We start from the raw sequence: 26,478 nt of genomic DNA on the forward strand, positions 1-26,478 counted from the left end.
GTCAACTGTTTCTATGAGTGAGAGTCGGCTTCTTCTTTGTGATTCCACGGAACGATAGCGCTGACATCCGTGATCTGGCGAGCTTTCCACAGATCGTATTCCTCTTGGAGTCCGAGCCAGAACTCCGCGGAGTTCCCAAAGTAGGCCGACAAACGCAAAGCCATATCGGCACTGATACCGAGCGTACCGCGGGTAATTTTGGAGACTTGAGAGCGGGTAGTGCCAATGTCGTTGGCCAGGCGATACTGGGTAATACCACAGGGTTTGAGGAATTCTAGGAGAAGGATTTCTCCAGGATGCGGAACAGGAACAACATCAACATGAGTATGCGCGTCAGTGGTAGTCGATAAAGTCAACGTCAACAGCTCCTTCGGGTGTCCACTTGAATATGATGCGCCACTGCGAGTTGACGCGAATTGAGTAGTAGCCCTCTAGGTCACCCTTGAGCCGCTCCAACCGGTTTGCTGGTGGAATCCGAAGGTCCGTGACATTTACAGACCGCCCAATCATAAGTAACTTGCGGCGCACTACCGAACGCAATTCCGATGGAATATATCGCGGCGGCACACCATCCTGATGGAACCGCTCGAGACTTCTACGCCGAAATTGCACACCCCAATAGTGTCTCTTTTTGACCCTAGTGTCAAGACCTGACACGAAATGTTTAGAATCCGCTGGGCCATCGGGGTCCCGACAAAACGGGAACAACCCCGCACCGCGCAAAAAGCGGAACGGGGTTGTTGGAGCGCAGCGAGTGTACTGCGCAGGAAAGCTTTAGTAATTCAGGTGAATTACTTGAGCTCGACGGAAGCGCCAGCCTCTTCGAGCTTAGCCTTAGCAGCGTCAGCGTCGTCCTTGGAAGCACCCTCGAGGATAGCCTTCGGAGCACCCTCAACGAGCTCCTTAGCTTCCTTCAGGCCCAGGCCGGAGACGATCTCGCGGACAGCCTTAATAACGCCGATCTTCTTAGCGCCAGCGTCGGTCAGAACGACGTCGAACTCGGTCTTCTCTTCCTCAGCGGCACCGCCGGCAGCCGGGGCACCAGCAGCAACAGCAGCAACCGGAGCGGCGGCCTCAACGTCGAAGACCTCCTCGAACTCCTTGACGAACTCGGAGAGCTCGATGAGGGTCATTTCCTTGAAAGCTTCAATGAGCTCGTCCTTGGTGAGCTTAGCCATGATTGGCATCCTTTCTCATTGTTCCTAGCCGCACTAGGCAGCCAGATAAGTGTGTGTGTTTAAGTTGTGCGCCTGTAAGTGGCGTCTTAAGCTTCCGCAGCCTTCTTGTCCTGCAGGGCCGCAGCGGTGCGGACCATCTTGGTTGCAGGAGCGTTGAATACGGCGGCAGCCTTTGCCATAGAACCCTTCATGGCGCCAGCCAGCTTTGCGAGGGTGGTCTCGCGGTTGTCCAGCTTGGCGATGGCCTCAACCTGGTCGGCAGACAGAGCGTTGCCGTCCATGTAGCCACCCTTGATAACGAGTGCCTTGTTGTCATCAGCGAACTTGGTGATGACCTTCGCAGCATCCACTGCCTCGCCCTTGATGAACGCAATAGCGGTCGGGCCAGTCAGGTGCTCGTCAAGACCCTCGATGCCAGCTTCGTTGGCAGCGATCTTGAAAAGGGTGTTCTTGGCGACGGAGTACTCAACGTCAAAGCCGAGGTTGTTACGCAGCTCCTGGAGCTGACCCACGGTCAGGCCACGGTACTCGGTAAGCACGATGGAGTTTGCACCCTCGAGCTTCTCCTTCAGTGCCGCCAGGTCTGCGGTGTTCTTCGGGTTTGCCATTTTCTACTTCGCCTCCTTTCGAAACATCTCTTGTGTTTTCCGCCGGGGCCTTCCCTACTCCGCTTGCCCGATGGACAACCGAAATAACAAAAGCCCCGTGCAAGAGCACAGGGCGCGCGCGGAAATCCGCGCTTATTCGCAAAGTGTCTCCTGCGTGGGCCGCCCTCTAGGATGAGGAACCTTCGATCCGGATATCCGGATGACCGACGGTCTTCGGTGAACTTTGACTCGGCCTCAGCGGGCCGTTCAAACTTCGCTAGGTACCTTACAACCCGACCTGTCATAACTCCAAATTGCTCCGCTGAGAGCTTTCGACGCGGGTTCCTGCATGAACGTTGTCAGTCGCTGAGCACTCCGCGCGGAACGATGACGGGGGCGTCGCTGCGTGGGTCGTCCCAGATCTCGACGTCGATGCCATAGGCTGCGGCCAGCACTTCTTTCCGCAACGCCTGGCGGGGCGTTCCCTGCGCGATGACCTCGCCGTTGTTCATGACCACCATGGTGTCGGAGTACTGCCCGGCCAGCATGAGATCATGCAACACGACGACGACCGTTTTCCCAGCGTCGGCTTGCTTGCGCACGAGCTGCAGAACGCTGATGGCATGGGCTGGATCGAGGAAGGTTGTGGGTTCGTCGAGAAGCAGCACTGGCGTGTCCTGCGCCAAGGCCAGCGCGAGCCACACCCTCTGGCGCTGGCCGCCCGAGAGTGCCGCGATGTCACGGTCGATGAAGTCCGTAATGCCAGTCTCCACGCAGGCCTGCGCGATGATGTCGCGGTCCTTCGCGGACAGTCCCCGACCACGGCCCAGGTGCGGGTAGCGGCCGCGCGCGACGAGCTCGCCCACCCGCAGCCCATCCGGCGCCGTCGGCTGCTGCGGAAGAAGCGCCACGTGGGCAGCGGCTTCCTTCGGACTCATGGCGTGCACGTCCAGCTCGCCGATGTGCACGCTCCCCTGCCGCGGGCGAAGAATCTTAGACAAGGTCTTCAACAATGTGGATTTGCCGCAGCCATTGGGCCCGATAAGCGTGGTGATTTCGCCTGGGCGGGCCACCAAGTCAACACTCGACAGGATGTCTTCCCCATCCTTATAGCCAGCATGAATACCAGTGGCCGTAATTTCTCTGTCTTTCACTCGCTTTTATCCTCTCCGCCGTGCGGCATTCCACACCAAGATGACCAGGGCGCACCCTCCGATGATGGAGGAGACTGCACCCACCGGAGCGTCCATCGGCAACGCTCCAGCAATGACAGCGCACGCGCTCAACAAGGCAGCGCCTGCAGCACAGGAGACCAGTGGCACAGGCGTGGGCGTCCGGGCAACAATGCGCCCCACATGCGGGGCCAGAAGTGCAATGAAACCAATGGGACCGGCCACGGATACGGTCACCGCGCAGATGCCCGTAGCTGCCACCAGCAGCAGCGCGCGTGTTCGCGTGATGTTGACCCCGAGGGAAAGGGCCGAGAGATCATCATGTGCAAGGAGCGGCAGCTCCCGAGCACACCACAGGCCAAGAACCACGAAAGGAGTCAGCCCCACGAGCAGAGGAAGAATGACCTCCATCCGCACGAAACCCGTGGTTCCCGCCAGCCACAGCTGGGATTGCGCCGCGCGGAGGAGCTCGGCTGCGCGTAAGAGATACGCCACCAGCGCTTGGAACAGCAGGGAGAGCGCGATTCCGACGATGACGATGCGATTGCTCGTGCCGATTCCCCCAAGCGCCACCAGCAGGATGGCCGCTAGCACCGCACCCAACAGCGCGAGTCCGGCCCGCCACCAGAACATGGAGAGGCCGTCGGCAAGCAACGGCCGGGAGAATACCGTTCCGAGGACCACCATGACGGACGCGCCACCAGTCACGCCAAGGATGTCAGGCGAGGCCAGCGGATTGCGCGACATGGATTGCGTCCACGACCCTGCCAGTCCGAGCGCGGCGCCCACGATGAGGGTCGCTAGAGCTACCGGCATGCGCAGGTCCCAGACAACGCGGATTTCGCTGCGGCTTCCGCCGCCGTTGAGGATCTCCAGGACCCGCCCCGGGCTCAAGTCCACGGGCCCCTGCCCCAGCAGGAGGACATAGGAGCTTGCCGCGACCAGAACAAAGAAGCAGGTGGCCGCCCATATCCATGCCCGGCGCTGCCGCTCCTGGGAACGCAGTTGCTTGACGACGTCCCCCTTCACCCGCCCACTCATAGCTTGTGCTCCCCGCGGTGTACGGCCCAGATGAGAAATGGTGCGCCCACAAAGGCCAAGACGATGGACATCTCCAACTCAGAGGGGCCCGCGATGAGGCGGCCGAGAATATCCGCAGCGAGTACGGAGCAACCACCGAGCAATGCGGCTGGGGCAATCATCGCGGTAACTTCTGGCCCCGTGAACCGGCGCAGCAGATGGGGGATGGCGAATCCGACGAAGGCAATGGGCCCTGTCGCCGCAGTTGCGCATCCTGCTAGAACAACGATGCTCGAGGCAGCGCCGCGCCGCGCCAGCGTGGGAGAACCACCTAGAGCAACCGAGGATTCCTCCCCCATTGCCAGAAGATCGAGCGGGCGCGCCACACGTGCGGCGATGATAAACCCGATGAGCAATCCGACACCTGCGATGGCGACATCTTCTGGACCGCGCCCAAACGTGGAGCCAATGGTCCACCGGCGCATGCTGTCGAGGACATCCGTGGAGTACAGGCCGATCAACATGGCGCTAGAGCTCAAGGCAGCAGCAACACCTGCGCCGACCAAGACCAGCGTCAGGGGATCCTGAAACCTGCGGGACACACCCAGCACTAATGCTGTGGCCAGGCCGGCGCCTACGAGGGCGAGCGCTGTCCGCATCCCGGTTGAGGTGGCGACACCTAGCGCCGTCCCGAGGGCAACCAGGAACGAAGCTCCCGCGGTGATACCGATGAAGCCCGGATCCGCCAAGGGGTTTCTAGTCCAGGACTGGGCGATTACACCCGATACCGCGATTGCTGCTCCCGCGAAGTAGGCCACGAACGTGCGGGGGATACGCAAATCCCACACGATGTTCTCGATATCTGCTTCGCCTCCGCGGAGGAGGGCAGACACCAGATCCGGCAACGGAATAGCCCTCGAGCCAACCGCCAATGAGCACAGCAAAAGGAGGAAGGTCGACACAACCAGGGCCGTGGTGAGCAGTGCGCGGCTTCTCCCCCGCGAATCCAGTGCGTCTGCCTTGCCACGGCGTTGCGGGTACGCAACGCCGTGGATAGCGTCAGCCTTCCTCGGTAGTGCGAGCACTTAGAGCTGCTCTTCGAACTTGTTGACGGCCCACGGGATCGTCAGCGGGTTCGGCACGCTCATCGCATTGCCGGTGTCCGTGTCGAGGTAGCGGACGCGTCCATCCTTGACCACGTCCAGGCCTTGGAATGTGGAATCCTTCTTGAGTTCATCGACCGCACCGTTGTAATCCAAGACGAACAGATAGTCCACATTGTTGAGCTGGGAGTAGTTTTCCGGGGCATAGTCCACGAAGAAGCTGGAACCATCACCCTGCAGTTCCTTGGGGATCTCAAAGCCGAGGTCTTCGATGAACTGGCCACGGCCGTCTTCTGCCGTGTAGAGGCCCAGCTTCCCGTCATAGGGCATGAGGATGGCTGCGCGCTTGCCCTGCAGCTCCGGGTGGGAGTCCTTGAACTGCTCAAAGGCGCCCTCTGCTTGGTCAATGAGCTTCTCCCCCTCCTCTTCCTTATCCAAGGCAGAGGCGATGGTCTTGACTTGCTCATCCCAGGGGATCTGCCAGTCCTCGAAACCTTCGGGCTTCACGGTCAGCGGGGCGATATCCTCGAGGGATTTCTTCGCCTCCTGATCCACTGCCTGGTTCACGGCGATGATCTGTGTGGGGTCCGAGGCAGTGACCTGCTCTAGAACCTCGGCCGTGAAACCGGAGGCGGTGTTATAGATCACCTCGGGCTGGGCATCTCCCAAAAGCTCCTTCGCCCATGGGCCAACTCCGGAGGGATCACCATCCCCTTTCGCACCCCAGGGGGCCACAGCAACCGGAGTGATTCCGAGTGCCAGCACGGTATCGGCATCACCGAGCCCCAGGCTGGCAACGCGCACCTCCTCAGCACTGTCCGCACCCGCGCTGTCCTCGCCACTTCCGCGGGAGCACCCCGCTAAAGCAATCGCTGCCGCTGAGACAATAGCGAGCACGGTTTTCGCGCGCCGGTGGATAGCAACCATGGAATAAACCTTTCCTTCAACGGGAACGAGCATGCAAGCATTCGCACCCCTAAATTATTTGTGGCTAGCCTAACCTGTACGTTATGATGGTTTCAAATTTGGCCTCTACCTAGGATCAATTCCCTTGACGCATCACCGCTTATTGCCCGTCACCCTCACCGGGAACACCCGCCTCAAGCCGCGGCTGCACCGTTTAACTTTTCACTCGCCGGCTTTTAGTGACTACCCCTTAGCCGGGCCTGACGAGTATTTTGGGCTCCTCATGCCCCAAGACGAGCAGGATTTTTCGCCCTTCCCGGTCGACGATGTCAATGTTCGCGCCGCCGTCACCCGATTGCCCGACGACATTCGCCCAGCATTGCGCTGGTACACAATTCGCAAGCTCAACCAAGAAGCGTGCACCATCGATGTCGACGTGGTGACCCATGGCGATAATGGCCCGGGCTCACGCTGGATCCTCAATGCCCAACCCGGGGATACCGCCGGAATATATACCGGGCAAGCACTGTGGCAGGCCCCTAGGAAGTCACAACTGTTACTCGCAGATGCCTCTGCCCTACCGGCGCTGTGGCACATCCTCGAGCACTACGAAGCCTTCTCACCGGAAACCTTGGGTGCAGTCGACGTCGTTGCCATGATCACAGACGACGCTGAAGTTGAAGACGGCTTGGAGGAGACGTGGCGCGGCAAGGTCCGCTCACTCACCATGGTCCTGGCTCCACACGACGAACACTGCACACGCGCCAGACAACTTCTCGGCTCCCGTTTCACCGCGGATACAGCGCCGGATTCGGTGTGGGTATCCGGCGAAGGGGACCTGGCCAAAGCAGTGCGCTCGATAGCCGTGCATGACTGGGGTGTGCCGCGCGAAGACGTCATCTGGTCCGTGTACTGGATGAAGGGCAAGCCGCGGCCTTAAAGCGGACTTCGCACGCATCTAATCCTTTTAACCGGCAGCGGATAGCCGGTGAATAACTCGGTGCGCTGCCACATGGTTCCCATCAGAAGGTTTCCGTCAGGAGGTTTCAGTCAGAAGGTTCACCTGCCCCCAAACGAACCTTCTTCGCTCCTCCATATGGTTTGTTTGCCCCCAAGAAAACCTTTTGACTAGAACCATCTACATCCAGCGTCCGCGTTTGCCCTAGGCCTGATGCATCTCCGCTTAAGTCCACGGCGTGGAGTACCTGACTTGGGTTACACAGTACAACGCGGGCCCCGGTGAAATCCGGAACCCGCGTTGTAAGGGGTCTTGTTTATCAGGCGGTTTCTCACGCCGCCCGCCCTGCAAGACTCAGGGTGTTCTCTCTATCTCTCATGCGCCTCTCTCAAACGCACAAGAATTAGTATGCAGCACTTTCCTTGAAAGGCCATCGTACTTAGCTGCCAATTACCTGTCAGAAAGATATCCGGCCGTGACCTGCATAAACAAAAGAGAGAAAGCGCGAAAAAGGCCCCAGCTCATCCAAGAGCCGGGGCCTAAAATTCGTTTACACAGACATCAATTAGTCGGTGTAGTTCTTCTCCACGGAAGCATCGACCGGGATGCCCGGGCCGGAGGTAGTGGAGATGGTGATCTTCTTGGCATAGATGCCCTTAGCGGAGGACGGCTTCAGGCGAATGATCTCGTCGTACAGCGCGCCGTAGTTCTCAGCCAGCTTCTCAGCATCGAAGGAAGCCTTGCCGATGATGGCGTGCAGGTTGGAAGCCTTGTCCACGCGGAAGGAAATCTTACCGCCCTTGACGTCAGCAACAGCCTTGGTCACGTCGGCGGTCACGGTGCCGGTCTTCGGGTTCGGCATGAGACCACGCGGGCCCAGCACGCGTGCAACGCGGCCAACCTTGGCCATCTGATCCGGGGTGGCGATAGCAACGTCGAAGTCGATGTTGCCCTCGTTGATGGCAGCGATCAGCTCTTCGGTGCCCACGATGTCGGCGCCAGCAGCCTTAGCGGCCTCAGCGTTGTCACCCTCAGCGAAGACGGCCACGCGGACGTCCTTACCGGTGCCGTGCGGGAGGGAGACGGTGCCACGAACCAGCTGGTCAGCCTTACGCGGGTCAACGCCCAGGCGGAAGACAACGTCGACAGTAGCGTCGAAGTTCTTGGAGGAGGTCTCCTTGGCCAGCTTGGCGGCCTCGATCGGACGGTACAGGCGAGAGCGGTCTACCAGCTCAGCGGCAGCCTTGTATGCCTTGGACTTGGTGCTCATAAGTGCAATTCCTTTTCTTGGATTGATGTGGTGATAGCGGGCCGAAGCTGGCCCTGCCACGCGCGATACAGAACGTATCGCGCATTAAATCGAATTTTTACTTAGCCGGGACGCCGTCAACGGTGATGCCCATGGAGCGAGCGGTACCAGCGATGATGCGGGCGCCGTTCTCAATGTCGCGAGCGTTGAGGTCCTCGAACTTGGTCTGTGCAATCTCCTTGCACTGATCCCAGGTCACGGAGCCAACCTTGTCGGTGTGCGGAACGCCAGAGCCCTTCTTGATGCCAGCAGCCTTGAGCAGGAGCTTCGCTGCCGGCGGGGTCTTCAGCTTGAAGTCGAAGGAGCGGTCCTCGTAGACGGTGATCTCCACCGGCACGACGTTGCCGCGCTGGGACTCGGTCGCAGCGTTGTAGGCCTTGCAGAACTCCATGATGTTGACGCCGTGGGCACCGAGTGCCGGGCCGACCGGCGGAGCCGGGTTAGCAGCGCCTGCCTCGATCTGGAGCTTGATCAGGCCAGTGACCTTCTTCTTGGGAGCCATCGAATTACCTCTTTCCTGTGGTACCGGAGTGCCGCCACGATGAATAACAGCGCCCCGTCCGGATGCTCACGCATTGTGGGCCACCGGAGGATGAACGTTTCAAGATGCGCAAAAGCGCACGGCGTTCAAGTTTAGAACACCGTGCGCCCAGCTCAAAATCGCTTTTTAGGAGATGCGCTCGATCTCCGTCGGGGACAGCTCCACCGGGGTCTCGCGGCCGAAGATGGACACCAGGCCCTGCATCTTGCCGGTCTCCGGGTCAATCTCGGAGATGGTGGCGGAGACGGAAGCCAGCGGGCCAGACAGGATGGTGACGGCCTCGCCCACCTCGAAGTCGTGCGCGTAGGCCTTGGCGGCCTCCTTCTCCGGCATAGCCACGACCTGCTCGCCTTCGGAATCTGCTGCGGAAGCTTCTGGAGAGACCGTCGGATCGTTCGGCATGAGGAACTTAGCCACGTCGCGGATCTTGACCGGGGTGGCGTTACCTTCGTTGCCCACGAAGGAGGTCACGCCCGGGGTATCGCGAACGACGGACCAGGCAGCGTCATTAAGCTCCATGCGCACCAGCACGTAGCCCGGCAGCAGCTTGCGCTTAACTACCTTCTTCTTGCCGTCCTTCTTTTCAATGGCCTGTTCGACCGGCACAACGACCTCAAAGATGGAGTCCTCAACCTCGAGGGTCTGTGCACGCATATCGAGGTTGGTCTTTACCTTGTTCTCGTAACCGGAGTAGCACTGGATGATGTACCACTGGCCAGGCTGCTTCTTCAGCTCGCGGGTAAAGGCGCGCAGGCGGGACTTGTACTCAGCGTCGGCTGCTGCGGCGGCGTCCGCGTCAGCGCTTGCCGACGCCTCCCCTGCGCCCTCGCCTTCAGCCTCAGCCTCGTCCGTGCCGCCACCGAGGGCGGCTTCGGCGGCCTTGGTAGCAGCTTCCTTCTCGGCGGCTTCCTTCTCCTCTGCGGAGAGCTCCTCCTGCGGCTGCTGGGCCTCCTCGGTAGCCTCGACCGCCTCCGCGGCCTGTTCCTGGACGTTATCGATCATGGCCTGCTCAAGGGAAGTGCCAGTGTTTTCTTCGCTCATTGTCTGCTACTCCAAATTGGTAATTATTCTTCTCGTCCCCACCAGGGTACTCGGCCGGACTTGGGCAAAAAGTATCCCGCCGTTTCCCCTAGTCGAGCTAGCGGGAAGGCGGCGGGATGAAAGTATGTAATTAGTTTACTAAGGCGCGAGGATTGCTTCAACTCCGAGGCCAGTCAGCGCGTCCACGCCCCACACCAGAGCGGTGAGGACGATAAGGAAGGCGAAGGTCACCAGAACGTACTGAACCATTTCCTTGCCGGTCGGCCAGACAACCTTCTTGAGCTCGGAGGCAACCTCACCCGGGAAGGAGCCGACGGATCCGCCGAAGGAATCTTCCTTCTTGTCCTCGACGCGCACAACACGCTTGTCAGTGTAGGAGCCGGTAGAGGTGGTCGCTGCGCCAGAGAGCTGACGCTTGCCGGTTGGGCGCGGAGCCCCGGTGCTCGGCTGCTTTTCATCGCTCACGGCGATTCCCTCCTTGGAAGTGATGTGGCAGGGGCGACAGGACTCGAACCTGCAACCTACGGTTTTGGAGACCGTTGCGCTACCAATTGCGCCACGCCCCTCTGCGTGCCCTTTTGGGACAACGCACAACCCTACCAGAACGATGATTCCCCATGGAAACCACGTGCCGTATAAGGCTGGGAGTCGGTAGTGAAAAAGCGCCCGTATGCGGGCGCTTTTCTTTCCCGGTAGCGATGGCGAGAATTGAACTCGCGACACAGCGATTATGAGTCGCTTGCTCTACCACTGAGCTACACCGCCATATTCACTTTCTGAAAGCTTCCAGAAACATGAATGGAGCCCCCTGACAGAATCGAACTGTCGACCTTTTCCTTACCATGGAAACGCTCTGCCGACTGAGCTAAGGGGGCACAGCCTCTTTGAGTCACGGAGTTTCTTCCGCTGTGCTCTCGTTGAAGCCTTGAAAAGATTAACCCGAAACGCTTAAACAACACAAATCGCCAGTACGACAAGGGTTTTTGCGCACTTTTCAGGCACCTAAACTCACACGCATCACCCTTGCACCACTCTCGCGGTAGACCACCCCCACTCCAGGCGCGCCAAATCCAGCTATTGTTGATGTATCAAATACTTTATGTGCTCTAGGGAGGACACATGAGCTCTGGTACCCAGAAACAGACACCGAAGGACTGGGCCGGCGACGCCCAGAATGCCTCGACGGACGGCGAATTCAAGCGAGACACCAACTACATCGGTGACCGCATCCTCGCCTCAGTCACTGGTGACAATCCACAGCCCTCCGTGAGTGGCAGTGGCGAGACTTTGGACTGGCCGGTGCAGCCCCACCGCTACCGTCTCATCGCCGCGCGCGCTTGCCCGTGGGCACACCGCGCCGTCATCGTGCGGCGCCTGTTGGGACTGGAAAATGTCATCTCCTCAGGCTTGGCGGGCCCGACCCACGACAAGCGCTCCTGGACTTTTGATCTCGACCCCGACGGGCTCGACCCAGTCCTGCGCATCCCCCGCCTGCAGGATGCGTATTTCGCACGCTTCCCTGACTACCCGCGAGGCATCACGGTGCCAGCCATCGTGGAGGAATCCAGCGGCAAAGTCGTGACCAATGATTTCAACTCCATGGTGCGAGACTTCCAAACCGAGTGGACCGAGTACCAGCGAGAAGGCGCGCCCAACCTGCTGCCGCCATCCGAGCAGCAGGAGGAGATGGAAGAAATTAACGACTTCATCTTCAGGAAACTCAACAACGGCGTGTATCGCGCGGGATTCTCCGCATCCCAGGAGGCTTATGAAGAGGCCTATGCGGATGTCTTTGAGGTCCTCGATTGGTTGGAAGAACGGCTAGCCCACCGCCGGTTCATCATGGGTGAGCACATCACGGAGACCGATATCCGGGCATACACCACCCTGATCCGCTTTGATGCCGTCTACCACGGCCACTTCAAGACGAACCGGAACAAAATCAGCGAGATGCCGAATGTCTACGGCTACCTGCGCGAACTCTTCCAGACCCCGGGCTTCGGCGATACCACCGACTTCACGGAGATCAAGCAGCACTACTACATCGTCCACCGCGAGATTAATCCCACCCAAATCGTGCCGGCCGGTCCGGATCTGTCTGGGTTGGCCCAGCCCCACGGCCGCGATCATCTGCCGGGTGCACCATTCGCTGAAGGCACCACCCTGCCGGGGCCGTTGCCTGAGGCCGAGCAGTTGAAGAACCCCGCGGACTTCCAGCGATAGCGATAAGAAAATCCCGCAGACACATTTTTGCGTCTGCGGGATTCATGTTGTGCCAGGTAGAAGATTCGAACTTCTGAAGGCAATGCCGGCGGATTTACAGTCCGCTCCCTTTGGCCGCTCGGGCAACCTGGCAAGCACTCTTGAGTGCGGTTATGTACTTTACTACGAACTCCCGCCCAACATGCAAATCGCCAGGCAGGAGGGTATTTTAACCAACGCGCTGAACGGTATAGTCCGCCAGCTGGCGCAGAGCCTCACTAGCCGTGCACTCCGGGAGCAGGGAGAGCTGGTCCTCGACCACGCGCAGGTACGCGTTAACGTCGGCCAGCGCCTTATCGCGGCCGCCCGACTGCCACAGCAGCTCGATGGCGCGCTGTACGGAGGCGTCGTCCTCAAGCGGGCCCGTCAGCAGCGCGCGCAGCTCATCGCCAACCTCGCCTTCCTCCTCCAGGGCATAGAGCACCGGCAGGGTGAACACACCCTCGCGCAAGTCCGTGCCCGGGGTCTTCCCGGATTCCTCGGAGTCGGAGAAGATGTCGATGACATCGTCGACGATCTGGAAGATCATGCCCACGGCCGCACCGATTTGGCGCAGGGCCTCGCACTGCTCCGGGCCCGCACCCGCGTGGTAGGCACCCAGGTAGCCGGCGGACGCGATCAGCACCGCGGTCTTTTCCCGGATCACCGCCGTGTAGTGCTCCACGGCATTGGCTTCGCCAGCACCGATGGTTTCCCGCATCTGGCCGGTGACGAGCTCCTCGAAAGTCTCCGCGAAGTGCTCCACCGTGTGGGTATCCAGCTGGCTCATCAGTCGCGAGGCGTGCGCGAGCAGTGCATCGCCCGCCAGAATGGCCACCGAGTTGGTCCACCGAAAGTTCGCGGAATCCACGCCGCGGCGGCGCTCCGCCTCATCCATGACATCGTCGTGGTAGAGCGTGGCCACGTGGACCATTTCCACCACGGTGGCCGCCTTAATCACCTCGGGCGATTGCGAGCGTTCACCAAACTCGGAAGCCAGCAACGCCATCATCGGGCGGAAACGCTTGCCCCCGGCCAGGGAGAGGTGGCGCACCTTGTCTTTAATGAAGTCCTGCCCGCGGTCGAGCTCCGTATTCAGCAGGTCCTCTACAGCAGCCATCCCGGCGTTGATACGCTCGGTGAGCTGCGCATCCCCCAAGTCCACGTGCTTGGCGTGAGTTTGGCCGTGTGACATTAAACGTGTTCCTTTAAGCTCAAAAATCCTAGTGTTTACTTACCGTAGCCCATGGCACGGCCCTCAACACACTTGTGGCCACTATCCCGTGCAATGATAGTCCCCATGTCGGAGCAGATCGATTCCACCCTTGTTGACGTCGCCATCGTAGGTGCCGGGCCCGCCGGCGCTGCCGCCGCTATCCACGCCGCACGCGCCGGCCATGAGACGCTGCTTGTCGACGCCTCCCCCTTCCCCCGCGACAAGACCTGCGGCGATGGACTGACCCCGCGCGCCATGCACCAGTTGGAGCTCCTCGGCATCGAGGTCAACGCGTCCTACCGCAACCGCGGGCTCAAGCTACACGGCTTCGGCGGCACCGTGACCGCTCCGTGGCCTGAGGCCTACCCCTCGCACGAAGGCACGGCGCTGCCGCGCTATGAATTCGACGCGCTGCTGGTTGACGCCGCCCGAGACGTCGGCGCGCAGCTTATAACCGGCACGGCAACGCAGCCGGAGCTGGACGGCAACCGGCTGGTCGAGTTCTCCGTCGGCAAGCGCCGCGTGCGCGCCCGGTGGGTCATCGTGGCCGACGGCGTGCGCTCGACATTTGGCAAGCAGTTGGGCCGCACCTGGCACCGCGAGGAGGTCTATGGCATTGCTGCACGCGCTTATGCCGATTCACCGCAGGACGGCGAGGAATGGATGCACTCCCACGTTGAGCTCAAGGACCCCGAGGGCGTCGTACAACCCGGGTATGGCTGGATCTTCCCGCTGGGCCAGGGGGTCAATATCGGCTTGGGCGCTCTCTCCACGGCCGCCCGCCCGGCCCGCCTCAACACGAAGAAGGCGCTGGATTTCTACGCCGATCAGCAGCGTTCAGAGTGGGGCCTGGGCGAGCTGCGCAACGTCACCTCGGCGATGCTGCCCATGGGCGGTGCGGTATCTGGAGTTGCCGGCGCGAACTGGATGCTCATCGGTGACGCTGCGGCCTGCGTCAACCCGCTCAACGGCGAGGGCATCGACTATGGCTTGGAAACGGCAGCACTCGCCGTGGAGATGCTCGGTACCAAGGACCTCACCTTGGCGTGGCCCGACCGCCTGCGCGCCGAGTATGGCGAGGCCTTCCTGCTCGCCCGCACCGCAGCGCGCCTGCTGACCTACCCGCAGTTCCTGCCGCTGGCCGGGCCGGTGGCCATGCGCGGGCCGGTGGGCCGCATGCTCATGCCGGCTGCAGCGCGCCTCATGGGCAACCTCATCACCGAGGAGGACAAGGACCTGCTTGCCCGCGCCTGGCGGCTGGCCGGCGGGGCGGTCTCCGCGCTGCGGCGCGATACGCCTCTCTGGGCTTAAGCCCTTTGGGTTTTACCTTTCGGCCTAAGCCCATTGGGCTTAGGCCCCTAGGCGGGCTTCACCGCGGAGTGCAGCGCCACGATGCCGAAGGTCAGGTTGCGCCAGCCGGCTTGCTCCCAGCCATTGCGGTTAATAGCGGCGGCCAGCTCGTGCTGCTCCGGCCACGCACGGATGGATTCTGCGAGGTAGATATAGGCCTCCGGGTTGGAGGAGACCACCTTGGCAATCGGCGGCAGCAAGCGGGTCAGGTATTCCTTGTAGACGGTGCCAAAGACCGGGATAACCGGCTTTGAAAACTCCGCTACTGCCAGGCGCCCGCCGGGTTTGGTCACGCGCGCCATCTCCCGCAGGCCCAGCTCGAAGTCGTGGATATTGCGCAGACCGTAGGAGATGGTCACCGCATCGAAGGTGTTATCCGCAAAGGGCAGGCGCATTCCATCGCCGGCTACCTTGGGAACATCGCGGTCCTTACCAGCCGCGAGCATGCCGAGTGAGAAATCACAGGCCACGCACCACGCGCCGGACTTGGACAGCTCCTCCGTAGAGACGGCCGTTCCGGCGGCGAGGTCGAGGACCTTCTCCCCCGGCTTGAGGTTGAGCCGCTCGCGGGTCAGGCGGCGCCAGCGCGCATCCTGGCCAAAGGACAGCACCGTGTTGGTGATGTCGTATTTCTTGCCCACCGCGTCAAACATGCGCGCGACATCGAAGGGCTTCTTCTCCAGATCTGCCTTAGACACAAGCGCCTAGTTTAGGCGACGCGCGCTCCCAGAGCGCGAGCGGCCCAACGCGGCAGCTCCGGACGCTGGCCCAAAATGGTCAGCGGGACCTCACGGACATTCTCCAAAACCTCGTCGTAGTAGCCCAGCAGCTGCTCGCACAACGCCGGCCAGGTCTTGGAGGCAATCGACTTCCGGGCGTTCTCCCGCAACTCCTGGTGAATCTCCGGGTTGAGCAGCGCGTCCACCGCATTGGGGAGGTCCTCGACGAACGTTGAAACGTCGAGAAGCAGCCCGTTATAGCCCTCCTCGATGAGGTCCACCGGGCCGCCCGCGCGGGGGCCGATGGTGGGCACGCCCGAGGCCTGAGCCTCCTGGATAGCCTGGCAGAAGGTCTCGAACTCGCCGGCGTGCACGAAAATGTCGAGGCTTGCATATGCTGCTGCGAGCTCCTCGCCACCCAGCGCCCCAGTGAAGACCGCATCCGGCAGCTGCGCCTCCAGCAGCGGGCGCTCTGGGCCATCGCCGACAATGACGAGCTGAATGTCTTCGCGACCGTTAAGGGCCGACAGGCGGTGCACGCCTTTTTCCGCGGCCAGCCGGCCCACGAAGCCGACGATCTTCTTGCTTCCTGTGGGATCCCACTCGCGGCGCAGCGCCGCCGAGCGCTTCGAGGGGTGGAAGCGCTCCGAATCCACACCGCGTCCCCAGTGGCGCACGTTCTTGATGTGGTGCTTCTCCAAGTCGGTGATGGTGAGCGAGGACGGCGCGAGAGTCATCTGGCACGCATTGTGGATGGTGCGCAGCCACTCCCACACCCCATAAGCCAGCGCGGAAGCGTGGTACTTGGTGGCAAAGCCCGCAACGTCCGTCTGGTACAGCGCCACCGCCGGAATGCGCAGCTGACGTGCAGAGAAGGCACCCGCAGCGCCCAGAACGAAGGGGCTGGCCAGGTGGATGATGTCCGGCTTGAACTCGCGCAGCGCCTCATCCACAGCGGAGGTTGGCACCCCGACCGGGAGCGAATCCACTAGCGGCACGCGCACGGTGGGCACGCGCACGATGGTGAACCCGAGGTAATCGGGGATTTCCTCTTGGCCCTTGCGGGCACCGGGGGCGATGACGATGGCCTCGTGGCCGTGCTCGTGGAGGTGCTCGAGGACACGCAGCACGGAGTTGGTCACTCCATTGACGTTAGGCAAGAAGGATTCCGCGACGATGGCAACACGCATGCGCCCCATCATTCCTTTCCTGAGTGCTCGGTTGGTAAAGCACGTGCTAAATTCCGGTTAATTTTCCCGCTTGCCCACCACAAGGCACCCGCTAACAGGGTAGCGACGGCTGCCGAAGACAGCGCCGGAATGATGGACAGGGTCCATTCGCGGCCTTCTACCTTGACCAAGTCCGGGTTGCTTTTGGCGTAGAGCACCCAGACCTGCTGGCCTTCCCCTAGCCCGGTGGGATAAATCAGCCCGGTGGGTGGGGTGTGGTAGATACCTTCGGCATCCTGGAAATCCACGAAGGTACGCAAGGTGCCGACATCCGTCACCGTGGCCAGCGCGCGCCCGGGGTTGGCGTTGATGGTGCGGTCGTTCAAGAAAGGGCCGATGACCATTCCCGCCATGCCCACTAATGCCGCGGCATACAGCACCAGGACCAGCTGGCGTACCCGGCGCCGCGGCATTTACTGGCCTACCTTGGCGTTCAGCGCCTCCTGCAGCGCGCGGCGCGAGGATCGGGTGGTATGCGCCTCTACGACGGTGATGCCGGTGGAGTATTCCTTGAGCTCTGCGAGAACATCGAGAAGCTCCTGCGCCGAGCTCACCTCGCGGTGCTCAGCGCCGCAAGCCTCCGCCAGCTTGGCGACGCCCACCCCATGCGGCGTCCCAAACGCCTTCTCGAAGGAGGGGCGCAGGGGCTCGCGGCCTTGTTCAAGCACCTCGAAGATGCCGCCGCCGTCGTCGTTTGAAACGACGATGGTGAGATTCTCCGGACGCGGGTTGTCCTCGGGGAGGATGAGGGAGGTGGCGTCGTGGAGGAAGGTGACATCCCCCATGAGCGCCACGGTGCGCGGGGCGCGCGGGGCGTCGGCTTCGCGGGACTGGGTGGCCAGGGCGATGCCGATGGCCTGCGCGATGGTGCCGTCGATGCCAGCAGCCCCGCGCGGCGAGTAGGTCTCCACACCGTCGAAGGGCAGGCCGATGAAGGACGCATCCCGCACCGCGTTGGAGGCGCCCAGGACGAGGGTATCTCCGACAGCGAGGGTATCGCCCACCGCGGCGGCGACGTGGAGGCCGGTAAAGCCGATCTCGGGCTTGGTGGCGTCCTCACCGGTGGTCTCCGCCAAGACCTCACGAACACCGTCGGCCGCCATCTGGGCCGCGCCTTCGCAGATTTTCATCCACTCGCGGGTGGGCGCGCCGCTGATTTTGACGGTGGTTCCCAACTGCGCGGACTCACCGCGCGGGTTGGTGAAGTCCTCCGTGCGGGACAGGCAGATGAGGTCGATATCGGGATCACTGAGCAGTGCCAGAACTCCGCGGTGCAGGGTGGGGTGGCCCACGACGATGACCTGGTCCACCTTGGTGTTGACCACGTAGTCATTGGCGGACACCTGAGCGCGGCGGAAGAGGTGGGCCGCAGCCGGGTGCACCGGGTGATAGGGCGCGGGTGCCGTGGGCTCGGCGATGGTGGGGACGTCCTCCAGCCCATCTACTTCCCAGGCTTCGTCGCCCGCGATGACAAGGGTGTTGCGGCTGAGATCGACGGCCACCTCGCCGTGGTTGGACCAGCGCGGGGTACGAGCGCGGTGCTGCGTACGATCCGTCGGGGTACCGGGCAGCTCCTCCCCTACCAGCGGGGCATCGAGGGCCACGTTGATGTGCACCTGGCGATCATTCAGGAAGCGCTCGGCGACGCGCGGGATATCACCCGTGGTCTCCACCTGGGTAGTCTCCGCATACACACCGAAGATGCCGGGCTGCTCAATAGTCTGGGAGGCCCCCGTGCCCACCAAGCGGGCGGGGCGGTCCGCGCTGATGACGGCCAGCGGGGTATGCGAGTAATGCGCCTCCACCATCGCGGGCAAAGCGTTGGCCACCGCGGTACCGGAGGTCATGACGATGCCTACGTGCCGGCGCTGGACGCGGGCGAGGCCGAGGGCAGCGAAGGCAGCGGAGCGCTCATCGAGGCGGGTATGCACGCGAATATCGCTGCGCGCGAGCAGCGCCAGAGACAGCGGCGCGTTGCGTGAGCCGGGGCAGAGGACGACGTCGGTGAGGTGCCGCGAGAGCTGAGCTGCTAGTGCTTCAGCCAGCTGCATCGACTCCGGCTGCGAAGACTCCGCGGGCTGTGTTTTAGGCGTATTAGGCATTCTCTGCACCGCCCGCACCGGGCTCACCGTTGCCCGACTCTAATTCACCGAAGAGATCGTTGAGCAAGCTCTCTAGGTCAGATCCGCCTTGATCCAGCTGATCTTGGATGCTCGGGGGCAGCTCCGTCGGGACCTCCGGCGGCAGCTCAGTAGGAATCTCAGTGGGGAGGCGATCCCACGGAGATTCCTTCGTGGTGGTCACCGTAGTGGGGACTTCGGTGGTCACGGTCTCGGTGACCGGTTCCGGGGCGGGTTTGTTGGCATCTGCGGCCGCACCGCGCCAGAGGAAGAACAGCACGCCGGCGAAAACGACGGCGATAGCGGCGATGGCCGCGAAGACATAGGACAGGGCTCCCCCGCCCTTCTTCGGCTCCTCCACCTGGTAGCTCGACGGAACCGGGTCATACTGCGGCTGCTGATAGTTCTGGTCATAGCCCTGCTGATAGGACTGGCCGAAAGCCTGCGTGTTCTGGGAACCGGGCTCCGGGAAGTGCTGTTGGGGACGCTGTGGCGGCTGCTGCTGGGGCGCGCCGAACTGGCGGGTTTCGTTCTCACCGTTGACGCGGCCGAACTGCCGCGTCTCGTTGTCGCCGTTGTTGTTGGTCATGGGATTTACCTTATCGTGCACCCGCGCCACTTAGCACCCGGCCGGTGGGCGTCTCACCCGCCGCGACCTGAGCCGGTGTGCCATCCGCCACGACCTGTCCGCCCTCCGCGCCTGAGCCCGGGCCCATCTCGATGACGCGGTCAGCGCCAGCGATGAGGTGGCGGTCGTGGTCTGCCACCACGACGCTATGCGAGGCATCCACCAGCGAGTGCAGCTCAGTAATGAGCAGGTCAATATCGGCCGGGTGCAGGCCCACAGTGGGCTCATCCAGCAGGTAGACGGTATGGCCCCGGTGCGAATTGCGGGAGCGCTGAAGCTCCGTGGCGAGCTTGATGCGCTGTGCCTCACCGCCGGAGAGCTCCGGTGCACCCTGGCCTAGGCGCAGGTAACCCAAACCTACCGCTTCCAGGGTTTGCAGCGCGTGGAGGATCGGCGCTTCATCTGCAAAGACCTCTAGGGCTTCTTCCACCGTGAGGTCCAGGATGTCCGCGATGGTCCGGCCCTGCCAGCGGATGGACAAGGTGTCATCGTTATAACGCTGTCCCTGGCAGTCTGGGCACTGGGTATAGGAGCCGGGCAGGAAGACCAGTTCGACCTCGATCTGGCCGGCGCCGCCGCAGGTATGGCACTGGCCTTGCTTGACGTTGTAAGAAAAGCGCGAGACCGTCCATTTCTTCTTCTTGGCCTCCGGCGTGGCGGCGAAGAGCTTGCGGACATTGTCGAAGAGGTTGGTGTACGTCGCCACCGTGGAGCGCGGGGTTCGGCCGATCGGCTTTTGGGTAATGGAGACCACGCGCTTGACCTGCTCCGGGCACTCCGGCCCCGTGAGCGTGTCATGGAGTGCGGCCAACAGTGTGGATTTACCGGAACCCGAGAGCCCAGTAATAGCCGTGAACTGGCCAAGCCCAAAGTCCACGTCGAGGCCGTCGATGGTGTGCGAGTGCACCTGGCGCAGCGCGATATCCCCGTGAGCCGAGCGCGCTTCGGCCTTGGGCGTGGGGCGCGGGCGGGCCAAGGCACGCGCAGTCGGGGTATCGGCGGAGTCCGCGGCCGCAATGTAGTCAGCAACAGGACCCGAGTACACCACCTGGCCGCCGCGCTCACCGGCGAGCGGGCCGACGTCCACGATCCAATCGGCGTGCTTGACCAGCTCCATATCGTGCTCCACCAGCAGCACCGAATTGCCCTCCGCGATGAAGCGACGGCACATGTCGAGCACCGCGCCCCGCTCCACCGGATGCAAGCCCGCAGAGGGCTCATCCAGGACATAGGTCACGCCATAGAGCCCGGAGCGCAGCTGCGCTGCCAGGCGCAGGCGCTGCACCTCACCGCCCGAGAGCGTGTCCGTCGGCCTATCCAGGCTGAGGTGCCCAAGTCCGAGTTCCAAGGCCGATTCGAAAGCCGGCAGGAGGGCCTTGAGGAGCAGGTCCTCAGCGTCATTCGGTTGCGGTTTCTGGGCTTTGAGGAGCTCGAAGGTTTCGCTGAGCGGGAGGGCATTGAAACGGTCGATAGGCAGCCCGGCATAGGTCACCTTGAGCGCCTTCGCCGTCAGCCGCCGCCCATCGCAAACATCGCAGCGGCGGGTTTCCATGAAACTCAAGACGCGGGCGCGAAGCGTATCCGACTTCGTCTCCGCATAAGTCTTGGTCAGGTAGCTAGCCACGGAGCGCCACGTGCCCTCGTAGTTGCGCTGGATCTGATCCGCCCCGCGGTGCGGCTTGACGGTTACTACCGGGCGTTCCTCAGTGAAGAGGATCCACTCGCGGTCCTTCTTCGGCAGCTGCTCCCACGGCGAGTCCAGGTCATAGCCCAGCTCCTGGAGGATGTCGTGGAAATTCTTGCCCGCCCAGGCCCCGGGCCAGGCGGCAATCGCCCCATCCTCGATGCTCAAGCTGGGGTCCGGCACCATGGAGGCCTCCGTGGGCTCATGCACCACGCCGGTGCCCTGGCACTCCGGGCACATGCCCTCCGGGGTATTGGGTGAAAAGGAATCGGAGTACAGGCCCTCCGGGTTGTCACCGCAGCGCGAGTAGAGCAGACGCACGGAATTGGACATGGCGGAGATCGTGCCCACCGTGGAGCGCGCGCTGCTTGCCGACGCCGACTGCTGCAACGCCACCGTCGGCGGCAGCCCCTCGATGCGGCCGACCTGCGGGTCCACCGCTGAGGCGATGAGGCGGCGGGCGAAAGGCGCGACGGACTCCAGATAGCGGCGCTGCCCTTCGCCATGAATGGTGCCGAAGGCAAGAGAGGACTTGCCGGAGCCGGACACCCCGGTCACGGCCACGAGCTGGCCGCGCGGGAGGTCCACGTCGACGTTGCGAAGGTTGTGCAGGTGCGCGTCTCTCACGGAAATGGTCATGCCCGCCAGCCTACGCTGCACCCCGGACATGGACCGTGAGCTGTATTTTTAAAGGTGCGGCCAGCACTGGCGCACACGCTCGAACCACCAGTCGCGCCGCGCCGCCGGTGCCGCCAGTGCGCTGAGGCGATCCGGGGCGGGGGCGAGGGCTTCGGCGCGCAAGAAACCGTCGACAAGCTCGCGTGGCTCCGTCACGTCCTCCAGGAACAGCGACCCCGTGGCCAGCCCCGCGGCGGCCGGGGTGACGTCGATGTCCTCGTCGTCATAGATCTGCGGCAGTGCCGCCACCGCGGCCAAGCCCATCGAGATGCCCACCGAGGTGTCCAGGGCGGAGGCCACCGTGATGTCCATGTGGCGCTCGCGCAGGTGGGAGGCCACCTCGAGCACCTTACGCACACCACCCAGCGGCGCGGGCTTGACCACGGCGACGTCCGCCGCCTGCAATTCCGCCACACGGTAGGGGTCGCTGACCTTGCGGATGGACTCATCTGCCGCCACACGCACGAAAATCCCGGCGCGCATGAGCTGGGTGCGCACCTCCTTGAGCTCCTCCACGGTCTGGCACGGCTGCTCCATGTAATCCAGCGGCATCATTTCCTTTGCCGCTGTAACAGCTTCTTCGACGCTCCATCCACAGTTGGCGTCGACACGCAGAACCGGCACGCGGCCCTGAGCTTCGATATGGGCGCGGACGGCAGCCACGCGGGTGATGTCATCCTCCAAGCTCTGCCCTTTCTCCGCCACCTTGATCTTGAAGGTGCGGCAACCGGGGTAGCGCGCCATGACCTCGGGCACCTGCTCGGCGGGGACCGCGGGGATAGTGCCGTTGACTTCTACCCACTCGCGCACGGGTGTCGGAAAGCCCTCGTAAGCCGCCTCCAGTCCGGCGGCGAGCCAGCGGGCGGATTCCTCCGCCCCGTACTCCAGGAAGGGGGCGAACTCGCCCCAACCCGCGGGGCCGTCGATAAGCAGCGCCTCCCGGGTAGTAATGCCGCGGAATTTCACGGCGAGTGGAAGGGATACCACGTGGGCGCGGTCGAGGACGTCATCAATATGCATGAGGTTCATCGTACGTGTGGGGGGCTCAGCGCGACACCTGTCATAGCCGGTGTTAGGTTATAACGGTAAGTGGATATAACCAGAAGAAGGATCCTCAGATGCTTTACCTTCTCATCGCACTGCTGGCCATCGCCGCAGTTGTCTATCTCATCTATAAGAAAGTCCACGCCGCGGCCTCCATCTTCGCCGTTGGCGTAATCCTGCTCATGCTCGCCGCTCTCACCGGGCGCGCGGACTTCCGCACCACCGAAATCGAAGCCACGGGCAATGCCTTCTATGACCAGCTGCTCGTCGTGGATGCGCTATTCAAAGCACGCTTCTCCGGCATCGGCATGGCGATTATGGTGCTCTTCGGCTTCGTGTCCTATATGCGGCACATTGGTGCTGATGCCAAGACGGTCGTGGTGCTCTCCTCACCGCTCAAGCGCTTCAAAGGCTCCTACTGGCTGGTTCCAGTGGGCTTCATCTTGGGCACGCTGCTCTCGCTGGTGATCCCCTCGGCTGCAGCGCTATCCCTATTGCTCGTGGCCACGCTCCTGCCGGCACTCATCGCCGCGGGCCTGACACCCCTGACCGTGGGCGCCATCGTGGTGACCTCCTCCACCATCGTGCCCACGCCGCTTGAGGCCGGCCTCATTCAGGGCGCCGATCTCACCAACATGACGCCAACCGAGTTCGTCTACGGCGCCGTCGCCTACGCCACGGTGCCCACGCTCCTCATCACGGCCTTCGTACACATGTGGTGGCAACGCCACTGCGACAAGGTGGATGCCCGCAAGGCCGAAAGCTCCGGTGAGGTCAGCGCCGATTCGATGCACGATGACGCTACCGAGGAAGCCATCGCCCGCGCAGCCTCCCTGCCGGGTTACTACGCCGTGCTCCCGCTCATGCCGTTGCTGCTCATCATTATCTCCGCCATTCTTAACCGTTTGGGTGTCATCCCCTTTGAGGGCGGCATCCTCCCGGTGACCGTGGTCTCCCTGTTCATCGCGATGATCATCGAGTCCATCCGCAAGCGCACCGTCACCGGTGCTGTGGATTCCATCTCCAGCTTCTTCAAAGGCATGGGCGAAGGTGCTGCGGGCGTCGTGGCCCTGCTGGTGGCTGCTGCTGTCCTGGTGGAGGGTATTACGCAGATGGGTGTCATCGACATGCTCATCGACGCCGCCGAGGGCTCCTCCGGCGCCGCCGTCCTCATCGTCCTCGTCTTCGTCGCTGCCACCGCCGCGATGGCCGCACTCACCGGCTCCGGCACCGCACCTTACTTCGCCTTCTCTGAGGTGGTGCCCAACCTGGCCTCGCAGACCTCCATCCACGCCCCGCAGATGCTCACCGCCATTTGGGGTACCTCCAACCTGATGCGCCAGGTCTCCCCGGTCAACGCCGCAGTGCTCATTGTTGCCGGCGCCATCAAGGTCAACCCCATCCAGTTGGTCAAGCGCACCTCCGTACCCATGATTGTGGCGACGGTGCTCAACACGCTGTTTGCGTTCATGTTTATTGGGTAGCGGTTTTTCACGCGGGCTCAACGGTGATCGCTGAACCCGCGGTACGTTTTGGTAAAAAGGTCCCCCAAATCCGAAAAATCTCGGGCATATTTACGAAAACGTACCAAGACGGCCGCGGCCAGGTACGGATCGATCAAATAAGGCCTCAGATCATCGAAGTTTTAGGCCACTATTTGTTAAAACCGTCACGACCACACGGCGAAGCCTCTTGCCTGCCGTACAATTGCACAGACAATCAATCCCATTAAGGGTTAAAGGAGGAACCATGCTACTTGCTGAAGCCTTGGCCGAGCGCGCCCAGGCGCAGGAGCGCCTCAACTCGTTGAGTGACCGACTCGCGGCGACGGTCCGCATACAGGAAGGCGATGAACCGGATGAGAACCCGACGGATCTGCTCCGTGAGCTCGAGGGCGTGACCAAGCGCATCGACGAGCTCGTCATCGCCATCAACGCCACGAACACGGCCACCCCGTTCGACGAGGAGATCTCGCTGATGGAGGCGCTGGCACTGCGTGATGGTCTGCTGCGCAAGCGCCGCATCTACCAGGGATTGGCAGAGCGCGCGGGTGCGCGCCACGACCGCTACTCCCGCTCGGAGATCAAGTTCGTGGCCACCGTGCCCGTGCCGAAGCTGCGCGAGCGCGCCGACGATCTGGCCCGCCAGTACCGCGAACTGGATACCCGCATCCAGCAGCTAAACTGGAATACGGAACTGATAACTAAATAAGGTCTGCCGCTAGTTGTGCCGCATTCTTGCGGCGCTTTCGCTTTGTGTCGCATTTTTGCGGCACGTCATGTCGCGCGCCACGCGCGCGACGGTAGCCCACACTTTTCGCAGCGAGCGCACCCCTTCTGGGCAGGGAAAAGTCCAGTGCTTCTCAGGCGCCTTCGTAGCGCAAGAAGGCAGGGAGGTTCGATTCCGTCCCACTGTATGGTGTACCGCGCTGGTACGGAGTACACGTGCACATTGACGGGGATAATCCCGCAGTATTGTTTATTGTTTATCACCGCCGCGCTGGGCGAGAGTGTGGGTGAGGGTTGGGAATGGGGACTATACTTCCGGCGCACCGCTTTCCAATTAAGCTGGTGTGCCATGAGCGAGCAGAAGAACTACAGCACCGATAATCCTTTCAAGCCGGAGCTCTGGCAGCCCGTCGAGGGCTTTGAGGATCTCACGGATATCACCTATCACCGACTCATCAGTGACGGTCCAAAGCCCCAGCGCAAGGACGGCATCGTCCGCATCGCCTTCGACCGCCCCGAGGTGCGCAATGCGTTTCGCCCGCACACGGTAGATGAGCTTTACCGCGCGCTGGACCACGCGCGCCGCACTCCGGATGTAGGAACAATACTTCTCACCGGCAACGGGCCTTCCCAGAAGGACGGCGGCTGGGCGTTTTGCTCCGGCGGTGACCAGCGCATCCGCGGCCGCTCCGGCTACCGCTATGCCACGGAGCACGCGCATGATGACGCAACTGCCGACGAATCCACCGTGGACACTGCCCGCGAGAAAGTCGAGGGCGGCCGCCTGCACATCTTGGAGGTCCAGCGCCTCATCCGCACCATGCCCAAGGTGGTCATCGCCGTGGTTAACGGCTGGGCCGCCGGCGGCGGGCATTCCCTGCACGTGGTGTGCGATATGACCATTGCATCCCGCCAGGAGGCCCGCTTCAAGCAGACCGACGCCGACGTCGGTTCCTTCGACGCCGGCTATGGCTCGGCTTACCTGGCCAAGATGGTGGGCCAAAAGTACGCCCGCGAGATCTTCTTCTTAGGCCGCACCTACGATGCACAGCGCATGTACGAGATGGGTGCGGTCAACGAGGTGGTTGACCACGCCGATCTGGAGGACGCCGCCATCAAGATGGGGCGCGAAATCAACATGAAGTCCCCCACCGCCCAGCGCATGCTCAAGTTCGCCTTCAACCTCACCGATGATGGCCTCATGGGCCAGCAGGTCTTCGCTGGAGAAGCCACCCGCTTGGCCTACATGACCGACGAAGCCGTCGAGGGCAAGGAATCCTTCTTGGAAAAACGCGAGCCCAACTGGGATGACTTCCCGTACTACTACTAATCGTCATTCCTCGAGGAGAATCCACAGTGCTGTATTTCGCCATTGCCCTCGCTGCCATCGCGCTCATTGCCGTCATTGCGTCTCGAGTGTGGATGTTGCGCCGCATCCAGCAGGCTCAGAGGGACGGTGAGCGCCCCTTCGATCAGGAGGATGAGCTCATCAACCCTTACGAACACCGCGGGCGGTAACCTAGCTA

General features: G+C 62.2%; 27 protein-coding genes and 4 tRNA genes. 7 read left to right on the forward strand and 24 right to left on the reverse strand.

Going from position 1 to position 26,478, the window contains the following annotated elements; genetic code table 11:
• Positions 1 to 11: 11 nt before the first annotated feature.
• From HMPREF2806_RS04450 to HMPREF2806_RS04480, 8 genes are all read right to left on the reverse strand, one after another.
• Positions 12 to 356 carry a HigA family addiction module antitoxin gene (locus HMPREF2806_RS04450; protein ID WP_230308966.1) on the reverse strand — a complete coding sequence of 115 codons (345 nt, stop codon included), beginning with the start codon at positions 354 to 356 and terminating at the stop codon, positions 12 to 14.
• Positions 334 to 657 (reverse strand): type II toxin-antitoxin system RelE/ParE family toxin, encoded by a 324-nt coding sequence (locus HMPREF2806_RS13010; protein ID WP_328287805.1) that lies wholly within the window; start codon positions 655 to 657, stop codon positions 334 to 336. Before HMPREF2806_RS13010 ends, HMPREF2806_RS04450 begins: the two co-directional genes overlap by 23 nt.
• 134 nt (positions 658 to 791) lie before the next feature.
• A complete protein-coding gene (gene rplL / locus HMPREF2806_RS04455) occupies positions 792 to 1,178 on the reverse strand; it encodes a 50S ribosomal protein L7/L12 (RefSeq protein WP_046647762.1) in 387 nt (128 codons plus the stop codon).
• Between the two features lie 86 nt (positions 1,179 to 1,264).
• Positions 1,265 to 1,786, reverse strand: coding sequence for a 50S ribosomal protein L10 (gene rplJ, locus HMPREF2806_RS04460; protein WP_010189711.1), 522 nt, complete (start codon positions 1,784 to 1,786; stop codon positions 1,265 to 1,267).
• A 338-nt stretch (positions 1,787 to 2,124) separates the two neighbouring features.
• Complete coding sequence (locus HMPREF2806_RS04465) at positions 2,125 to 2,919, reverse strand: ABC transporter ATP-binding protein (protein WP_070513377.1); 795 nt, start codon at positions 2,917 to 2,919, stop codon at positions 2,125 to 2,127.
• 6 nt (positions 2,920 to 2,925) lie between these two features.
• On the reverse strand, positions 2,926 to 3,978 hold the full coding sequence (locus HMPREF2806_RS04470; protein ID WP_070513381.1) for a FecCD family ABC transporter permease: 1,053 nt from the start codon (positions 3,976 to 3,978) through the stop codon (positions 2,926 to 2,928).
• Entirely contained in the window at positions 3,975 to 5,042 is a 1,068-nt protein-coding gene (locus HMPREF2806_RS04475; protein WP_083306509.1) for a FecCD family ABC transporter permease, read from the reverse strand. The genes HMPREF2806_RS04470 and HMPREF2806_RS04475 overlap by 4 nt, the downstream gene beginning before the upstream one ends.
• A complete protein-coding gene (locus tag HMPREF2806_RS04480; protein ID WP_046647765.1) occupies positions 5,043 to 5,987 on the reverse strand; it encodes an ABC transporter substrate-binding protein in 945 nt (314 codons plus the stop codon).
• A 142-nt stretch (positions 5,988 to 6,129) separates the two neighbouring features.
• Here HMPREF2806_RS04480 and HMPREF2806_RS04485 point away from each other — a divergent pair, with 142 nt between their 5' ends.
• Positions 6,130 to 6,906 carry a siderophore-interacting protein gene (locus HMPREF2806_RS04485; RefSeq protein WP_232745281.1) on the forward strand — a complete coding sequence of 259 codons (777 nt, stop codon included), beginning with the start codon at positions 6,130 to 6,132 and terminating at the stop codon, positions 6,904 to 6,906.
• Positions 6,907 to 7,489: 583 nt separating this feature from the next.
• On the opposite strand, the gene rplA is transcribed toward HMPREF2806_RS04485, so the two are convergent.
• The 7 genes from rplA to HMPREF2806_RS04520 all read right to left on the reverse strand — a co-directional run bounded on the left by rplA (position 7,490) and on the right by HMPREF2806_RS04520 (position 10,690).
• A complete protein-coding gene (gene rplA / locus HMPREF2806_RS04490; protein ID WP_010189722.1) occupies positions 7,490 to 8,194 on the reverse strand; it encodes a 50S ribosomal protein L1 in 705 nt (234 codons plus the stop codon).
• Between the two features lie 97 nt (positions 8,195 to 8,291).
• On the reverse strand, positions 8,292 to 8,735 hold the full coding sequence (gene rplK / locus HMPREF2806_RS04495) for a 50S ribosomal protein L11 (RefSeq protein WP_010189723.1): 444 nt from the start codon (positions 8,733 to 8,735) through the stop codon (positions 8,292 to 8,294).
• Between the two features lie 165 nt (positions 8,736 to 8,900).
• On the reverse strand, positions 8,901 to 9,815 hold the full coding sequence (gene nusG / locus HMPREF2806_RS04500; RefSeq protein WP_049154835.1) for a transcription termination/antitermination protein NusG: 915 nt from the start codon (positions 9,813 to 9,815) through the stop codon (positions 8,901 to 8,903).
• A gap of 138 nt (positions 9,816 to 9,953) precedes the next feature.
• Entirely contained in the window at positions 9,954 to 10,280 is a 327-nt protein-coding gene (gene secE, locus HMPREF2806_RS04505) for a preprotein translocase subunit SecE (protein ID WP_046647902.1), read from the reverse strand.
• A gap of 25 nt (positions 10,281 to 10,305) precedes the next feature.
• Positions 10,306 to 10,381, reverse strand: a tRNA-Trp gene (locus HMPREF2806_RS04510).
• A 127-nt stretch (positions 10,382 to 10,508) separates the two neighbouring features.
• A tRNA-Met gene (locus HMPREF2806_RS04515) sits at positions 10,509 to 10,580 on the reverse strand.
• A 34-nt stretch (positions 10,581 to 10,614) separates the two neighbouring features.
• Positions 10,615 to 10,690, reverse strand: a tRNA-Thr gene (locus HMPREF2806_RS04520).
• A gap of 244 nt (positions 10,691 to 10,934) precedes the next feature.
• On the opposite strand from HMPREF2806_RS04520, the gene HMPREF2806_RS04525 reads away from it, so the two are divergent.
• Positions 10,935 to 12,038, forward strand: coding sequence for a glutathione S-transferase C-terminal domain-containing protein (locus HMPREF2806_RS04525; protein ID WP_070516465.1), 1,104 nt, complete (start codon positions 10,935 to 10,937; stop codon positions 12,036 to 12,038).
• A 50-nt stretch (positions 12,039 to 12,088) separates the two neighbouring features.
• On the opposite strand, the gene HMPREF2806_RS04530 is transcribed toward HMPREF2806_RS04525, so the two are convergent.
• Both HMPREF2806_RS04530 and HMPREF2806_RS04535 read right to left on the reverse strand, forming a co-directional pair.
• Positions 12,089 to 12,170, reverse strand: a tRNA-Tyr gene (locus HMPREF2806_RS04530).
• Between the two features lie 76 nt (positions 12,171 to 12,246).
• Positions 12,247 to 13,251: a polyprenyl synthetase family protein gene (locus tag HMPREF2806_RS04535; RefSeq protein ID WP_046647769.1), complete on the reverse strand. Its 1,005-nt coding sequence runs from the start codon at positions 13,249 to 13,251 to the stop codon at positions 12,247 to 12,249.
• Between the two features lie 93 nt (positions 13,252 to 13,344).
• Between HMPREF2806_RS04535 and HMPREF2806_RS04540 the strand changes: the two genes are divergently transcribed.
• Complete coding sequence (locus HMPREF2806_RS04540; protein ID WP_070516467.1) at positions 13,345 to 14,583, forward strand: geranylgeranyl reductase family protein; 1,239 nt, start codon at positions 13,345 to 13,347, stop codon at positions 14,581 to 14,583.
• A 47-nt stretch (positions 14,584 to 14,630) separates the two neighbouring features.
• On the opposite strand, the gene HMPREF2806_RS04545 is transcribed toward HMPREF2806_RS04540, so the two are convergent.
• Genes HMPREF2806_RS04545 through HMPREF2806_RS04575 form a run of 7 tightly spaced genes read right to left on the reverse strand, consistent with a single transcriptional unit; the run spans position 14,631 to position 22,709 of the window.
• Positions 14,631 to 15,320 (reverse strand): demethylmenaquinone methyltransferase, encoded by a 690-nt coding sequence (locus tag HMPREF2806_RS04545; protein WP_070516470.1) that lies wholly within the window; start codon positions 15,318 to 15,320, stop codon positions 14,631 to 14,633.
• 11 nt (positions 15,321 to 15,331) lie between these two features.
• Positions 15,332 to 16,531, reverse strand: coding sequence for a glycosyltransferase family 4 protein (locus HMPREF2806_RS04550; protein ID WP_070516531.1), 1,200 nt, complete (start codon positions 16,529 to 16,531; stop codon positions 15,332 to 15,334).
• Between the two features lie 8 nt (positions 16,532 to 16,539).
• Entirely contained in the window at positions 16,540 to 16,983 is a 444-nt protein-coding gene (locus HMPREF2806_RS04555; protein WP_070516472.1) for a DUF3592 domain-containing protein, read from the reverse strand.
• Complete coding sequence (menD, locus tag HMPREF2806_RS04560; protein WP_070516474.1) at positions 16,984 to 18,672, reverse strand: 2-succinyl-5-enolpyruvyl-6-hydroxy-3-cyclohexene-1-carboxylic-acid synthase; 1,689 nt, start codon at positions 18,670 to 18,672, stop codon at positions 16,984 to 16,986.
• A complete protein-coding gene (locus tag HMPREF2806_RS04565; protein WP_046647774.1) occupies positions 18,665 to 19,279 on the reverse strand; it encodes a hypothetical protein in 615 nt (204 codons plus the stop codon). Before HMPREF2806_RS04565 ends, menD begins: the two co-directional genes overlap by 8 nt.
• A gap of 10 nt (positions 19,280 to 19,289) precedes the next feature.
• Positions 19,290 to 21,641 (reverse strand): ATP-binding cassette domain-containing protein, encoded by a 2,352-nt coding sequence (locus HMPREF2806_RS04570; protein WP_049154840.1) that lies wholly within the window; start codon positions 21,639 to 21,641, stop codon positions 19,290 to 19,292.
• Between the two features lie 48 nt (positions 21,642 to 21,689).
• The gene (locus HMPREF2806_RS04575) at positions 21,690 to 22,709 is read right to left on the reverse strand and encodes an o-succinylbenzoate synthase (RefSeq protein WP_175974027.1); all 1,020 of its coding nucleotides are present in this window, start codon (positions 22,707 to 22,709) and stop codon (positions 21,690 to 21,692) included.
• Between the two features lie 89 nt (positions 22,710 to 22,798).
• On the opposite strand from HMPREF2806_RS04575, the gene dcuC reads away from it, so the two are divergent.
• The 4 genes from dcuC (at position 22,799) to HMPREF2806_RS13565 (ending at position 26,470) form a co-directional block, all read left to right on the forward strand.
• Positions 22,799 to 24,208 carry a C4-dicarboxylate transporter DcuC gene (gene dcuC / locus HMPREF2806_RS04580; RefSeq protein ID WP_070516477.1) on the forward strand — a complete coding sequence of 470 codons (1,410 nt, stop codon included), beginning with the start codon at positions 22,799 to 22,801 and terminating at the stop codon, positions 24,206 to 24,208.
• A 265-nt stretch (positions 24,209 to 24,473) separates the two neighbouring features.
• Positions 24,474 to 24,935: a DIP1984 family protein gene (locus HMPREF2806_RS04585; RefSeq protein WP_070516481.1), complete on the forward strand. Its 462-nt coding sequence runs from the start codon at positions 24,474 to 24,476 to the stop codon at positions 24,933 to 24,935.
• 366 nt (positions 24,936 to 25,301) lie between these two features.
• Complete coding sequence (locus tag HMPREF2806_RS04590; RefSeq protein ID WP_049154843.1) at positions 25,302 to 26,282, forward strand: 1,4-dihydroxy-2-naphthoyl-CoA synthase; 981 nt, start codon at positions 25,302 to 25,304, stop codon at positions 26,280 to 26,282.
• Positions 26,283 to 26,308: 26 nt separating this feature from the next.
• Positions 26,309 to 26,470: a hypothetical protein gene (locus HMPREF2806_RS13565; protein WP_010189743.1), complete on the forward strand. Its 162-nt coding sequence runs from the start codon at positions 26,309 to 26,311 to the stop codon at positions 26,468 to 26,470.
• Positions 26,471 to 26,478 lie beyond the last annotated feature (8 nt).

It is taken from the genome of Corynebacterium sp. HMSC076G08 (assembly GCF_001811515.1).
Classification (GTDB): Bacteria; Actinomycetota; Actinomycetes; order Mycobacteriales; family Mycobacteriaceae; genus Corynebacterium; species Corynebacterium hiratae.